The organism is Actinomadura terrae (assembly GCF_022751215.1).
Taxonomy (GTDB): domain Bacteria; phylum Actinomycetota; class Actinomycetes; order Streptosporangiales; family Streptosporangiaceae; genus Spirillospora; species Spirillospora terrae.
Genome location: NZ_JAICDG010000002.1, coordinates 2,012,818 through 2,026,106, shown reverse-complemented (window position 1 = coordinate 2,026,106; position 13,289 = coordinate 2,012,818). Strand labels below are relative to the sequence as shown.

Here is a 13,289-nt window from a genome sequence, read left to right as displayed (position 1 = left end):
ATCCCCCAGCCGAGCGTCTTGGGTGGTCGGGTGAGGGGGCGGTCACGCCTGCTGCGGCCTGCGGCGTGGCCAGGCCCAGGCGGAGCGCAGGATGAAGGCCAGGAGCAGCACCTCCAGTCCGATGGAGAGGCCGTAGAAGTAGGAGTAGGTCCAACTCTCCCCTGCCGCGTTGAAGATCGAGACGGGAACGTAGAGCGTCGCGACGACGAGGTTGACGGTGCGGTTGGCACGGGCGGGCAGTGTCACGGAGAGCAGGATCATGAGGATCGGGACGGCCATGAGCGTGAGCGCGACGGCGACGAAGGTCGGACCGGTGTCGAACTCGTGGACGGTGCCGGCCAGGAGGTCGTCGAGGAAGCCGGGCTTGTACAGGGCGAGGTAGTCCACGTAGATGTAGAGGAACATGAAGCTGGTCCATGCCGCTGCGAGCTTGGCCTGCACGGGCATGCGCAGATCTTCCAGGGTGCTCCGGGTCGGCGGATTCTTCGACGCGGTATGGGATTGGGGCGTTCTCATCACAATGCTCCCTGGCTTGATCGGGTGGGTGCTTCCACCCTCACGGAGGCCGGCGGCGGGCACATCAGCCGCCGAGCCTGCTTCTACCTGGCCGTTTGCACAGCCGGGCTCTTGTACTTTTGGCGGATACACCGGGCGCGCGGGCTGCCTAGGCTGACCAGATGGCCGCCAACGCACTCCGCTCGCTGTGGGCCGAACCGCGCCCCCCGAACGCCCCGGACCTGGGGCCGCGGGACTGGGCCTTGGTCGCGGTACTGATCTGCTGGTCGGTGCTGGAAGCGGTGCTTCGCCAGGACCTGGCGCCACGTCCGCTGCTGCTGGTCGCGGTGCTCGCGGTCCTCGGCCCCCTGCTGTGGCGCCGCACGCACCCGCTCGTCGCGGTCGCGGCCTCCTTCGGCACGCTGACGATCGTCGACATCGTCAGAATCCTCACCGGGTCGCACGGCGCCCTGCTGAACAGCAGCATTGCGGTGCTGATCCTGGCCTACGCCTTGTTCCGGTGGGGCTCCGGCCGGGAAGCCGCAAGCGGCCTCGGCGTCATCCTGCTCTGGCCGGCCGTCATCACCACCCTCGGCGCCGACCCCACCAGCCATGCGGAGCTGGTCGCGGGATACGCGTTCTTCCTGTTCGCCGCCGCGCTCGGCACCGCGATCCGCTATCGCACGAAGGTCCGCGTCCGCGACATCGACCACGCCAAGGCCCGCGAACGCGAACAGCTCGCTCGTGACCTCCACGACACCGTCGCCCACCGCGTCACGGGCATCGCCATCCAGGCCCAGGCGGGACGTGCCGTCGCGGCCTCCCACCCCGAGCGCGCCGTCGAGGCCCTGGCCGTCATCGAGGACGCGGCGAGCCGCACCCTCACCGAGTTGCGCGCCATCGTCGGCGTGCTCCGCGCCGCACAGGACACCGAGTTCGCGCCGCAGCCCGGCGTGGCCGAGGTCGAGCAGCTCGCCACCGACGACCGGACGCGTCCCCGCGTCAAGGTGACGTTGTCCGGCGAGTTCGACGACCTCAGCCCGGCGGTCGGGGCCGCGATCTATCGCCTGGCCCAAGAGTCCATCACCAACGCCCGACGGCACGCCCGGCACGCGTCCCAGGTCACCGTCGCCGTCACAGGCGACGCCGACCGGGTACGGCTGACCATCGACGACGACGGCTCCGCCGCCGGCGGCCGCGCCCCGGCGGGCTACGGCCTGGTGGGCATGCGGGAACGCGCCGCACTGCTCGGCGGCACCTTCCACGCGGGCCCCGCCGCCGAGCGGGGCTGGCGGGTGGAGGCGGTCCTGCCTCGAACCGGGACGCCATCATGAGCGTCAGGGTCCTCATCGCCGACGACCAGCCCATCGTGCGCACCGGGTTGACCATGCTGCTCGACGCCCAACCCGACATCGACGTGGTCGGCGCGGCCGCCGACGGGCGCGAGGCGGTCCGCCTGGCGCTCCGGCTGCGCCCCGACGTCGGCCTGTTCGACATCCGCATGCCGCTGATGGACGGCATCGAGGCCACCCGGCGCCTCGCCGGCCCCGACGTCCCCGATCCCCTGCCGATCGTGGTCATCACCACCTTCGACCTCGACGAGTACGTCCACGGGGCGCTCAAGGCCGGCGCCCGCGGGTTCCTCCTCAAGGACGCCGGACCCGCCCTGCTGACCCAGGCCATCCACGCGGCCGCCGCCGGAGACGCGCTGATCACACCCAGCGTGACCGTCCGGCTGCTCGCAGCATTCGCCCACGTACAGACCCCACCACCGAGGCAGCCGATAGAACCGCTCACCGCCCGCGAGGAGGAAGTCCTCGTGCCGGTAGCCCAAGGCCGCACCAACAACGAGATCGCCGACGAGCTCCACATCACCCCGAGCACCGTCAAAGCCCACCTCGCCAGCCTCATGCGAAAGCTCGGCGCCCGGAACCGCGTCGAGGTCGCCATGTGGGCCCACGAGACCGGCCGCATCTGACGCTCGGCCTGGAACACGCCGCAGGTTCGAAACCGTCTAACGATCACGCCCTCGTAGACCTGCCGGGAGTTGCGGCTGTAGATCGGACGGATCACGGTTGGCCGCGACCGATGAGTTTCCCGCACGCCCGTGGTCTCTCCTGGTAGAACGGCATGATCCACGCGGAGGCGAAATGGGCAAGGTTGTCGCGCAGGCATCGGTGTCTCTGGACGGGTTCATCGCGGGGCCGGGCGGTTCGGGATTCGACCGCCTGTTCGCGTGGTGCACCGCCGGGGACGTGGCGACGCTGTCGGCGCAACCCGACCGGCTCACGTACCGCACCTCGGCCGGGACGGCGGGCTATCTGCGCGACACGATGGCGCGCACCGGGGCCCTGGTGGTCGGCCGGGGCCAGTTCGACCTGACCGGTGGATGGGGCGGGTCGCATCCGATCGGGGACGTGCCCGTGTTCGTGGTGACCCACCGTCCACCGGCGGGCTGGGTGAACACCGTCACCCCGTTCACCTTCGTCACCGACGGCGTCGAGTCGGCGGTCCGCCAGGCGGTCGCGGCCGCCGGGGCGCGCGATGTCGGCATCGGCCCGGGGAGCCTGGTCGGCCAGGCCCTGGACCTGGGGCTGCTGGACGAGTTGCGGCTGGACCTGGTACCGGTCGTGCTCGGCGGCGGTGTGCGCATGCTGGACGGCGTCGCGACGGCACCGGTCGACTTCGGCGACCCCGAGGTGATCGTCGGCGCCGGGGTGACACACCTGATCTACCGGCGTTCCGTTCCCGCCACCTGATCTGTTTTCCTACCTGGAGTATCCGTGATGACGCAGATGAAGTTCGAACTCGTACCGGTGCCGGTCGCCGACGTGGACCGCGCCAAGGCCTTCTACACCGACAAGCTCGGGTTCGCGGTCGACGTGGACGTCGAACCCGGGTCGGGTCCGCGGATCGTGCAGCTGACCCCACCGGGGTCGGCGTGCTCGATCTTGCTGAGCAGGGGACTCCCGGGCATCGCGGAGATGACGCCGGGCTCATTGCGCAGCCTGCACCTGGTGGTCGCCGACGCGCGCGCCACCCGCGCCGAGCTCGCCGCGAAGGGGGTCGACGTGGGCGAGGTCGACGAGCACGAGGGCGCCATGCTGTTCGTGCCGTTCGCGGACCCCGACGGCAACACCTGGGTCCTCCAGGAGATGCCGTGGCGCTCCGCCGACTTCACCCCCTGACCGCTGCGGCGGGCCGACAAGCTCGACCTCCCGCCCTCAGCCGCATCACATCCCAAGTCATCGCCCACCTGGCCCGCAGCAGTCATGATGAGGGCGGGAGATTTCAGTCGTACGTCACCTGAAGGGCGGAGGTGGCCTGGTCATGCCCCGTCGGCCGTCCAGAAGCGAGGTCGAGCCGTCCCCGCTGCGAAGAGCACGGTTAACGCGGAACTGGACGCTCGAGGAGGTGGTCGAGGAGATCGACTTGCGGACGCCGGGCGGTCAGTCAGGGGTGACACCGAGCATGGTCAGTGGCTGGGAGTTGGACCAGCACGCCACCAGCATGGGGCACCGTAAGACCCTGTGCGAGATCTACCAGCAGCCACCCGAAGTGCTGTTCGCCCACCAGGACCAGGGCCTGAGGAAAGCCGCTCCGAAGCTTTTGGCGAGCGTGCCTGAGTTGCGGCGGGCGCTGATGGGGACGGTGCAGGACGCACGCGAGTGCCTGGTGGTGATGGGGTCGCGGTCGCGCGACCTCGCCTATCTGAAGGCGATCGAGGAGGCCCTGGACCAGCGGCCGACGCTTGTGCACTACCGGGTCCTGTTCGGCCCGCCCTTCCACCAGGTCCTGGCCGACCATCTGATTCGCCTGCTGGATCTGCGCGATCCGTCAGACCGCACCCACGGCCTCAAGACGCTGCACATCGGGCTCGTCGAGGATCGTGGGAGACCGGAACGGTTCTTGTGCGCGAGCGAGCGGCGCGCCGTTGTCCCGATACCATCGCTCACCTCGCTGGAGGCCTTCGACTCCGGTATCAGCCTGGGCAGGGCGGAGGCATGTCGGCTGCTCGACCATGGCAGGCAGGCCTACGCGGCCGCCCGCCGCATCGAGACCCTTCAGGCCGTCCGCGCCCTCGACGTCGTAGGGAAGCGAGACGCGACCACATGACCGGCTGCACCGTCACCGAAGCGCTGAAGCTCGCCGCCGACGACCGCGACAGCGTCATCGCCCTGACCGGCGAACTGGTGCGCCTGCCCAGCCGCGGCGGCATCGACTCCTACGACCCGGTGCTGGAGAGAATGGAAACCTGGCTGGAGAGCCACGGTCTACCCACGCGCAGGCTCACCGACGCCGACGGCGCGACGGTGGCGCTGGTCAGTGAGATCACCGGTGATCCGGCCGGGCCCCGCTATGTCCTGGACGCCTGTCTGGACACCGCGCCGTTCGGGGACGAGGCGGCCTGGAGCCGCCCCCCGACGTCCGGAGACCTGGTCTATGGATGGATGCACGGCCGAGGGACGAGCGATTCCAAGGCCGGTGCGGCGATCTTCGCCCATGTGGCGGCCCGCTTGAGGCCCGCTCTGGATGGTGGGGGCGGCAACCTGGTCCTGCTGTTCGACGTCGACGAGCACACCGGCGGGTTCGGTGGCGCCCGGGCCTATTTCGACGGGCCGGACGCGCCCTCGCGGGTGGACGGCGTGATGATCGGATATCCCGGAATCGAGCATGTCGTCATCGGTGGACGCGGCGTCCTGAGGGCGCAGATCCGAGTGCACGGCGTCGCCGCCCACTCCGGCGCGCGGTCGGCGGCGTCCAGCGCGATCGCCAAGGCCGCCCACCTGGTCTCGGCGCTGCACGCACTCGACCTTCCGGCCACGGCGGGCGAGGGGTTCCCGCTGCCGGGCAAACTCACGGTCACCGCGATCACCGGCGGCCAGGGCTATTCGACCGTCCCGGACCTGTGCGTTTTGAACGTTGATACTCGGCTCACCCCAGCCCTCACCCACAAGGACGCCGTCGAGCTCCTCCAGGGGCAAGCGGCCGCAGTCGACGCCGCGTGGCCTGACACCCCGGGCACGAGCCTCGACTTCACCACCCGCTGGCCCGAATACGCTCTCCCGGCGACCTCCGCGCTGCGAGCGGCCCTCCTGAACGCCGCCCATGCCGTTCGCCTCGCCCCTACCCCGAAGATCGCTGGCCCCTCGAACATCGGGAACTATCTCGCCGGCCTCGGCATCCCGGCGACCGCCGGCTTCGGCGTCGACCACGTCGGTCTGCACGCCACCGACGAACGGATCCGCTTGGACACCATCGAACCCGTCCAGGCCGCATACCACCTGGCCTTGGACGCGCTACTGCACCACTGACGGCTTGCGACCAGCACGGACGGGACTGCCGACGACAAGCGGTCGACACCGCATCGGCAAACGACCCACAACCAGACGACTGGAGCCTCCCCCTGAGCTGGGCGATCGTGCGTAGGACAGACGCCCGAGTCTCCTGGGAGGAACCGATGAGCACCCTGCCGCTCGATCCCGTCCTGGACGACCTCGCTCCGCCCGAGGCCATCAGCGACATCGCGGACGACCTGTTCACCAGCCCGGCCGTCCTGATCGTCCAGACGCCCATCGACGCACACCAGACCAAGAAGAGGTCCGGCTCCTCCGACGGCGCCCAGACCTACGACACCCCCATCACCTGACTAGGCCCGACAGGGGTATGCGGGCCCGGTCATCCACGGGCCGGGCCCGAACCCCGCTTGGAGGTAGCGCGCGTGCTCACCATCCGCCTCACCCCCTACACCTCGACAACCTGGTCCTGGACGGCGACGACGTACATCACCGACGACCAGACCAGCCAGGTCACCCCATTCAGCCACCCCATGCTGGAACACCTCGCCGTCACCGACAGCGTCCGCACCTTCATCACCGTCCGCGAACGGATCGCCGGTCGCAGGCCCGCCGCCCCCGATCCGCGGATCGTCGGATCCACCGCCTACGACCAGGCGCGGTCGCTCGCCACCCAGTGGCCCGCGGACTTCGTCCTGGTCGAGACCCGTCCCGGACATCCGGTCGAGGTCCTTGCCGGAGCCGCCCGGACCACACCCCTCTACCTAGCCGAGGGCAACGGCGTGTTGCACGGCTCCTGGGACATGGCCGACCTTCGACCGTTCGTGGAGGGCATCAGCCCGCGCGAGGCCGCCCGGTTGCTCATCTACCAGCCCCGCTACGGCACCGAGACGCTCTTCACCGGCATCCGCCGACTCACCGAACGGGCCAAGGCCATCTTCGGTGGCGCCCTGCACCTGCACTACCCCGAACCCGCCCTCCACCTCCGACCCCGCGACCTCCGCCCCGACGGCGAGGTTCTGGCCGCGCTCACCCAGTCCATCGACGCCGCCTTGGACCTGCGTCCGCTCGACCCCGCCACCACCGTCTTCCATCTGACCGGCGGATTCGACTCCGGCACCATCGCCACCCGCGCGGCCATTCGCCAGCCCGACCAGATCACCACCGCCGCGCTCCAAGTCACCGGCTTAGGACGGGCCCAGCAGAAACGGCGCCGCGTCCAGATGCGCGCCGCCCTGCCGTTCGGCGCAACCGACCTGCTCGTCGACTGCGCCGACGCGCCGCCCCTCCATCCAGACTGCCCACGCATCCGCGGCGAGGCGATCAGCCCGTACGAGGAGCCGCTGTTCCTGCCCTTCCACCGGCTCACCGGCCAGATCGCCGACCACGGCGCCCAAGCCGTGGTGACCGGCCTGGGCGGAGACGAGATGGTCGCGCTCTCACCTCAGGAGTCCGAGGCGGTCGCCGCGGCCAACGCCCACATCACCGACAAACTCCCTTGGCTCGGCCCCGACGCCAGGCCCGCCGTCCGGTACGGAGATGACGGCATCGCACCGCCCGCGATCGTGAACGCGATCACGCTGCTTTCCCTGGAAACCGCGGCGCCCCCGCTGCTGCGGGCGGGCCTGTGGCCCATCCACCCCTTCACCCAGCCAGCGATGATCAGCCTCGGTGAGCAACTCCCCCTGCACTGGCGCGAGTTCAAGAACCTCCAGCGGCGCCACATGGCGGCACTGGGCCTCGGCGACGACGTCTGCAACCCGGTGGAGCGAGAATCGTTCGTCTGGCTCGTGGAATCCTCCCTCAAGACCTACGGAATCCCGCTCCTGGAGCAGATGCTGGCCGACGGATCCCCACTCATCGAGGCGCACCTGATCGACCCCGACGGGCTGAAAGCCACGATCGCCACCATCGGAACCGAGCCCTACGACGAGGAGTTTCACGCCAAACTCCTCCAGGTCATCGACCTGCACCTGGCCGCGACCGCCTACCTGTGAAACGGCTCCGCGAGGTCGAGCCGTTCGGCCTCGCGGGCCATCATGAACAGCCGGTGACCCTTGAACTCGACCTCGCGAACCAGGTCGTAGCCCTGGCTCGAGTAGTACGTGGCGAGCTCAGGAAACATGCAGTCCCGGCGCACCCACCACAATCCCAACGTCGCCGCGCGGTCGACCGCCCACCACGCCATGAGCGTCCCAGGCTTGAACCCTCGAAATGCCGGGTCAGTCATCGACGTGGTCATATAAAGCGACGGCTCGCCCTTCTCCTGCTCAGTCCACCCCCAGGGGGGCGCGTGCTCCTGAAGCGTTGTCCGGCCGACGAGCCGCTCGCCGTCCTGCTCAAGCACCCACACATCACCGCACGGGTTATCGCACTGGGAAACCAGATCCTCCAACTGCGGCCGCCACGAGGGCATCCCGCGTTCCTCCATCCACACGCACCGCGCAAGGATCAGATGGCGGACCGCAGGCCGATCCTCAGGAGTTGCCGGACGCATCACCAACATGAAAGGCATCCTTCCCCCAACACCACCTCCGATCAGTCGAACGCCCCAACCGGCATGGGCCATCCGCGGTCCAGGCCGCGGAACGGCAACCCCCGTGTCTAGGGTGCCGGCCGTGGCGCGCGAGAACGCCGGCACCCCCGTGCGAGGGCACGGGAGCGGCCGCCGCACGACGGAAGGAGTATGGGCCCGCGTACCCCACCGGCTCCGCCGGCTTCTGGCGAAGATCGGCCAGGGTGAGCCCCGAGTAGGGGTCGAGCATGAGATCGTCCCGCGCCAGCGGAGGCACCGGCCTGGATGGACACTTCGGCCTGGGTCCCGCAATCTCATCGGCCACAGCGATCAGGTCCCAGAGCGGTTCGGTCAGCCATGAGGGCAGCGCGGGCGCAGGTCCCGGCGATCACAGAGCGTTGCAACTCCGTGATCACCAGGACCTGTGCCCGTTCTGCTGCCGAGGTCCCCACCGCACCTAGCCGCGCTCGCTCCGAATTCGAGGACCCGCGTTGCTTGATGCGGCACTAGCGGTCATCCACGCGGGGACTGCGGCACTGTCGGACTTTTTGGAATATGTCAGTCGCTACCGTAGTAGTCGAAGGTGGAGTATTGGGCGGGCGCACAGCTGATGGTGAAGGGCTGCCAGTAGCCGGTCGGTCCCAAGGTGGGGCCGGAGATGCGCCGTCCGTCGACGCAATTGAGGACCGTCCGGAGGTGACCGGACTGAATGAAGCAGTTGAACTGGAGCTCCTGATACGGCGGACGGCCGAAGTACCGGCAGTTGAAGACGGCGGCGATGCCGGCGCCGGCGTGCTTGCTGCTCGCGGTGCCTGAGATAGAGGTGGCGGCCTGGGCGTGGGCGCCCGGCGAGACCGTGCCGGTGGGTGCGGCGGATGCCGCCGCCGGCGCGGCGAAGAGAGCGGCACCGGCCGCTGCCATGACGACTAGCGGTTTGAGGATTAAGGACGCGCTGGACGCACTTCCAGAAAGCGGCTGACGCATGAAATCTCCTCGGGTTGGCGAAGCCATTTCCTTGGCCCTGCGACAGAGCATGCCAGGTTCCAGTCGCGGCAGCTATGTAACTTCGCGTAAACTCCGCCCGCTCGACCAAGATCGAGTTGTCACTGACGCCTGACCTGCGTGTCCATTAGTCCATTGTTGTTAAGCTGTCCGTTCCAGACCTGGCGTCGGCTTCCGATTCCCTTCTTGTACTGGGCTGGACGTGCGTGGGCTTCGCCCATGGCCAGGACTCTGGCGGTGCGGATGCGCTGGCAGTCGGTCACGCTCCGAGGTCATCGACGGTGAATGCTTCTACCTCTTCGACGTCGCGATGGTCCGGAGTGAGATGTGGACCGGCCGTTTCCGCACCATGCGGCCGGAGGAGGTCGCGCTGATCATTCCGCGCTGATCCTCCTCGCGGCCCGGAACGCCGCGCCGCGCGACCTGGGCAGCCAGCCCCGAGCGCCGGGCTCTCCGAGGGGGCCGGGCACTGTGGGGTTGGCGTGCCCGACCCCCTCGGGGTGTTCAGGTCAGGAGGTGCAGATGGCGCTGGTGGTGGCACTGTACTTGCCGTCGCCGCCGGGGGGGTGAAGGCGGAGGCTTCCCAGTACCCGCTGACGCTGCTGGGGTTGATCTGGCTGATGTAGCTGTAGGTGCCGGGGATGGACAGGCCGCCGGAGACGATGGTCTTGCCCGACGGGCAGGCGATGGGCACCTTGGAGTAGGAGGGGACCGAGGTCCTGAGGGGGCTGGTGACGAGCTCGTAGCCGGTGGGCGGGGCGGCGCAGACCACGATGGCCTGCACGGAGTTGCCGCCGGCGGGGCTCTGGTTGATGGCGACGTTGGCGCGGTAGGCGCCGTTGGCCTGGTCGATGTAAAGGGCCGACAGGCCGAGCCGGGGCTGGCCGGCGCTGTTGCCGCCCACGCCCAGCGGGACGGTGCCCGGCTGGGCGCAGGTGGCCTGCTGGCGGGCGCTGCCGGCGACGTTCTGCCCGACCGGGCCGGGCGCGATGTGGTAACCCGGCAGCGGGGAGGCGCACACCGCCCCGACTGCGACGCTCACCTGATCAGGTAATCGTATCGGCCGCCTGACGCGATCGACCCCGGCAGGCCGGGCGCGGTCACTTCCCAGATCGCCCCCGTGTAGTAGTCCAGGCCTCGGACGAGGTTCGGCGCGAACCGGATGCGGTGCCCGCCCACGTACGGCGTTGCCAGTTCCAGTAGCCGGTCGACCTCGACGAGCCCTTCGGCGCCCTCCGGGTTGTCCTTGAGGGCCGCTCGCATCCGGTGCTCGGCGTCCTGGGCGGTGATGTCGTCCACGAGGTTCTCGGCGATCACGGCGTCCAGGCCACGCGCCTCTACCAGTTCAGTAGGTGGCGCATGAGGACGGCTTTCCGGGCGTTGGGCCACCGGCGGGCTGCTTGACGATCACACGCCGTCGCCAACCGAGAGGCTCAGTGTGCCGCGTCCAGTTTGGCGCGCTGCTCCCCGGTCAGCTCCAGGTCCACGGCCGCCAGACTCTCCTCCAGTTGCGCCACCGAGGACGCGCCGACCAGGGGGATGACCGGTATCTCGCCGCCGATGAGCCAGGACAGCACCACCTGGTTGGGGGTCGCCCCGGTTTCGTCGGCCACCTGGTGCAGCGCCGCCAGGCGGGCGGGCGTGCCCGCGTGGTCGAAGGCGGCGTCCAGGGGTTTGTCCTGGCGTACGTAGGCGCCGCCCAGCAGCGGGGAGTAGGCGACCAGCGTGAGGCTGGGCTCGGCCCGCACATAGCTGAGCAGGTCACCGGAAGCCAGGCCGATCTCCCCGTCCGGGGAGCGCCTGCCGGGCAGGTCGCCCCGCCGCCGCAGGTAGCTGTGGTGGTACTGGAGGACCTCGTAGCCCGGCAGGCCGGCGGCGGCGGCCAGGTTCCTGGCCCGCTCCACGTTCCACGCCCAGTGGTTGCTGGCGCCCAGCAGGCCGACCGTGCCGTCCGCGACCAGTGCGCCGAACGCCTCGACGATCTCCTGCCACGGCGCGTCCGGAAACCCGATGTGCGCGTACAACAGGTCCAGCCGCTCCACGCCGAGGCGCTCGCGGCTGGCGGCCGAGGACTCCCGGATCACCTTGGCGTTCACCCCCTCAACGCCGTCCGAGGGGGCCAGCCCGCTGGTGGAGCCGGTCGGCTTGGTGGCGGCGGTCGGCCGGCCGCCGAGCTTGGTGGCGATGGTGATCTCCTCGCCGACCCCGCGGCTGCGCCGCCAGCGGCCGAGCAACGCCTCGCTTTCCCCGCCCTGGCTACCGGTGTTCCAGTACGCGTAGTTGTTCGCGGTGTCGATGAACGTGCCGCCCGCCTCGACATACCGATCGAGAATCGCGAAGGACGTCTCCTCGTCGGTGGTCGTGCCGAACAACATCGCGCCGAGACTGAGCACGCTCACCTCACGCCGCGTCGCCGGGTCAGCGCCGATAATGCGGTATTTCACCCAGTTCCCTCTCATTTAGCCCGTGACAGCATTCGTTGATGATCATCACGTGGGCGTACCGCGGTGGCGTAGAAGATTTCTGTTCAGATCCGCTCACCCGGGCCGGGCGGTCTCAGCATCGCCCGAACCGCGCTGGGCACCTGTCCTGTGTGCTGTCGGAACACGCGGGTCATGTGGGCCTGGTCGGCGAAGCCGTAGGTGGTGGCCAGCGTCCGCAGTGAGGAGTGTCCGTCGGCGAGGTCCTCGGCCACGGCGCGGACCCGCAACTGGTTGCGGTAGTGGTTGAGGGTCTGCCCGGTGACCTGGTGGAACACCCTGCTGAGGTGGAAGGGGGAGCAGCCCACCCGGCGGCCGAGTTCCTCCAGGCTCGCCGTCAGCGGCCCGTCGATCAGTACGGCCCGCGTGTGGTCGACCAGCCTGCGGTGCGCCTGGACGGTGGCGGGGCGCCGCCCGGTCCGTGCCGGAGTGCGCGGGGTGGAAACCGTGGTGAGCAGGTGATGCACCCGCTCGGCGACCTCGAAGCGGTCGATCCCCGCCCGGCAGGCGGAGACCAGCCGCCGGTGGGCCAGGTCGAGCGCGGCGGTGACCGGCACGACGGGATTCCGGGCCGGTGGCAGGAGGTCACCGCAGACGTCGCCGTAGACGTCCTGGCCGAGATCGAGCATCGTGCTGACGTCGCGGGTGTGGGCGGGGTGGGCGAAGGCCACATCGTCGCCCTGGTGGAGCACGAATCCCGTGACCGGGTCGGTGAACTCCTCACGGCCGTTGACCCGCGCCAAGAACCCGCCGGAGCGGACCAACAACATTCGCATGACCCCGGCATCGGGCCCGGAGACCATGACCGGCGGACGAAACGACCGCCGATCGTCACGACAGGTGATCTCGACAATGTCGAGGGACGAATCCTCCGCCAGAGGACGCCTGGTTCCCGGCCCGTCACCCAGCGTCTCCCGACACATCGCGACGACCCGTACCAACCCCTCGGTCACCTCAGCGCCACCCACAGGTCCACACAGCAAGGGCCCACTCGGCCGTGTGCCCCCGCAGCACCGTTCACCAGCCGACTTGCGATTTTAGGATGGACGGCGGCCAGGCGGCGAGGACGACATGGCCTGCGTCCGCGCCCACGGCGTCGTTCCTGGAAGGTTCGGGGTTGATCAGGGTGCGTCGTGTTGCCGTGTTCGATGGCCCTGACCAGCTCGCGGAAGCGTCCCGTGCCGCAGCAAACGTCCCACCTCGAGACGGCGCGGAGGGGGCGGCGCAGCGGTCGGGCTACTCGCCGGCCTGCACGGGCCTGACTGCGAGGTGGAGGCGGTCGCCGTCGGGCAGGTCGTTGCCGAGCGACACGGAGCCGCCACTACGGAGGTCCCGCAGGGCTTCGACAAGGACTTCCTTGGAGTACAGCCCGTGCGTGGTGAGTTGAGTCCGCAGGAACTCCACCGCACCCTCGGGGCTGGTCCACTCTTCGTCGGGCGCGCCCGCAACGTCGATCTCAGCACCGTGCCACGAGTAGCACTGCCAGCACGTTCTCATGCT

Annotated in this window: 16 protein-coding genes; 8 read left to right on the top strand and 8 right to left on the bottom strand. The window is 69.5% G+C overall.

All coding sequences use genetic code 11. The features are described from left to right. Window positions 1-42: 42 nt before the first annotated feature. A complete protein-coding gene (locus tag K2F47_RS19260; protein ID WP_242905672.1) occupies window positions 43-447 on the bottom strand; it encodes a DUF6326 family protein in 405 nt (134 codons plus the stop codon). A 230-nt stretch (window positions 448-677) separates the two neighbouring features. On the opposite strand from K2F47_RS19260, the gene K2F47_RS19255 reads away from it, so the two are divergent. From K2F47_RS19255 to K2F47_RS19220, 8 genes are all read left to right on the top strand, one after another. Then, entirely contained in the window at window positions 678-1,829 is a 1,152-nt protein-coding gene (locus tag K2F47_RS19255; protein WP_242905671.1) for a sensor histidine kinase, read from the top strand. Further along, entirely contained in the window at window positions 1,826-2,473 is a 648-nt protein-coding gene (locus K2F47_RS19250) for a response regulator (protein WP_242905670.1), read from the top strand. Before K2F47_RS19255 ends, K2F47_RS19250 begins: the two co-directional genes overlap by 4 nt. A gap of 172 nt (window positions 2,474-2,645) precedes the next feature. Next, entirely contained in the window at window positions 2,646-3,254 is a 609-nt protein-coding gene (locus K2F47_RS19245; protein WP_242905668.1) for a dihydrofolate reductase family protein, read from the top strand. 27 nt (window positions 3,255-3,281) lie between these two features. Further along, window positions 3,282-3,683 (top strand): VOC family protein, encoded by a 402-nt coding sequence (locus tag K2F47_RS19240; RefSeq protein WP_242905667.1) that lies wholly within the window; start codon window positions 3,282-3,284, stop codon window positions 3,681-3,683. 226 nt (window positions 3,684-3,909) lie between these two features. Next, window positions 3,910-4,611, top strand: coding sequence for an XRE family transcriptional regulator (locus tag K2F47_RS19235; RefSeq protein ID WP_242905658.1), 702 nt, complete (start codon window positions 3,910-3,912; stop codon window positions 4,609-4,611). Next, window positions 4,608-5,810 (top strand): M20 family metallopeptidase, encoded by a 1,203-nt coding sequence (locus K2F47_RS19230; RefSeq protein WP_242905656.1) that lies wholly within the window; start codon window positions 4,608-4,610, stop codon window positions 5,808-5,810. Before K2F47_RS19235 ends, K2F47_RS19230 begins: the two co-directional genes overlap by 4 nt. 146 nt (window positions 5,811-5,956) lie before the next feature. Then, window positions 5,957-6,145 carry a hypothetical protein gene (locus K2F47_RS19225; RefSeq protein ID WP_242905654.1) on the top strand — a complete coding sequence of 63 codons (189 nt, stop codon included), beginning with the start codon at window positions 5,957-5,959 and terminating at the stop codon, window positions 6,143-6,145. Window positions 6,146-6,217: 72 nt separating this feature from the next. Beyond that, window positions 6,218-7,789, top strand: coding sequence for an asparagine synthase-related protein (locus tag K2F47_RS19220; protein ID WP_242905652.1), 1,572 nt, complete (start codon window positions 6,218-6,220; stop codon window positions 7,787-7,789). Here K2F47_RS19220 and K2F47_RS19215 read toward each other — a convergent pair. The 7 genes from K2F47_RS19215 to K2F47_RS19185 form a co-directional block, all read right to left on the bottom strand. Beyond that, on the bottom strand, window positions 7,780-8,298 hold the full coding sequence (locus tag K2F47_RS19215; protein ID WP_242905650.1) for a GNAT family N-acetyltransferase: 519 nt from the start codon (window positions 8,296-8,298) through the stop codon (window positions 7,780-7,782). The genes K2F47_RS19220 and K2F47_RS19215 overlap by 10 nt on opposite strands. 567 nt (window positions 8,299-8,865) lie before the next feature. After that, complete coding sequence (locus K2F47_RS19210; RefSeq protein ID WP_242905648.1) at window positions 8,866-9,291, bottom strand: hypothetical protein; 426 nt, start codon at window positions 9,289-9,291, stop codon at window positions 8,866-8,868. 277 nt (window positions 9,292-9,568) lie between these two features. Beyond that, the gene (locus tag K2F47_RS19205) at window positions 9,569-10,351 is read right to left on the bottom strand and encodes a hypothetical protein (RefSeq protein WP_242905646.1); all 783 of its coding nucleotides are present in this window, start codon (window positions 10,349-10,351) and stop codon (window positions 9,569-9,571) included. Beyond that, window positions 10,348-10,626 (bottom strand): ATP phosphoribosyltransferase regulatory subunit, encoded by a 279-nt coding sequence (locus tag K2F47_RS19200; RefSeq protein ID WP_242905644.1) that lies wholly within the window; start codon window positions 10,624-10,626, stop codon window positions 10,348-10,350. The genes K2F47_RS19205 and K2F47_RS19200 overlap by 4 nt, the downstream gene beginning before the upstream one ends. Window positions 10,627-10,742: 116 nt before the next feature. After that, on the bottom strand, window positions 10,743-11,753 hold the full coding sequence (locus tag K2F47_RS19195; protein WP_372490863.1) for an aldo/keto reductase: 1,011 nt from the start codon (window positions 11,751-11,753) through the stop codon (window positions 10,743-10,745). Window positions 11,754-11,836: 83 nt separating this feature from the next. Further along, window positions 11,837-12,565: a helix-turn-helix transcriptional regulator gene (locus K2F47_RS19190; RefSeq protein WP_242905635.1), complete on the bottom strand. Its 729-nt coding sequence runs from the start codon at window positions 12,563-12,565 to the stop codon at window positions 11,837-11,839. 460 nt (window positions 12,566-13,025) lie between these two features. Continuing rightward, entirely contained in the window at window positions 13,026-13,286 is a 261-nt protein-coding gene (locus K2F47_RS19185; RefSeq protein WP_242905634.1) for a beta/alpha barrel domain-containing protein, read from the bottom strand. Between the last annotated feature and the right edge of the window lie 3 nt (window positions 13,287-13,289).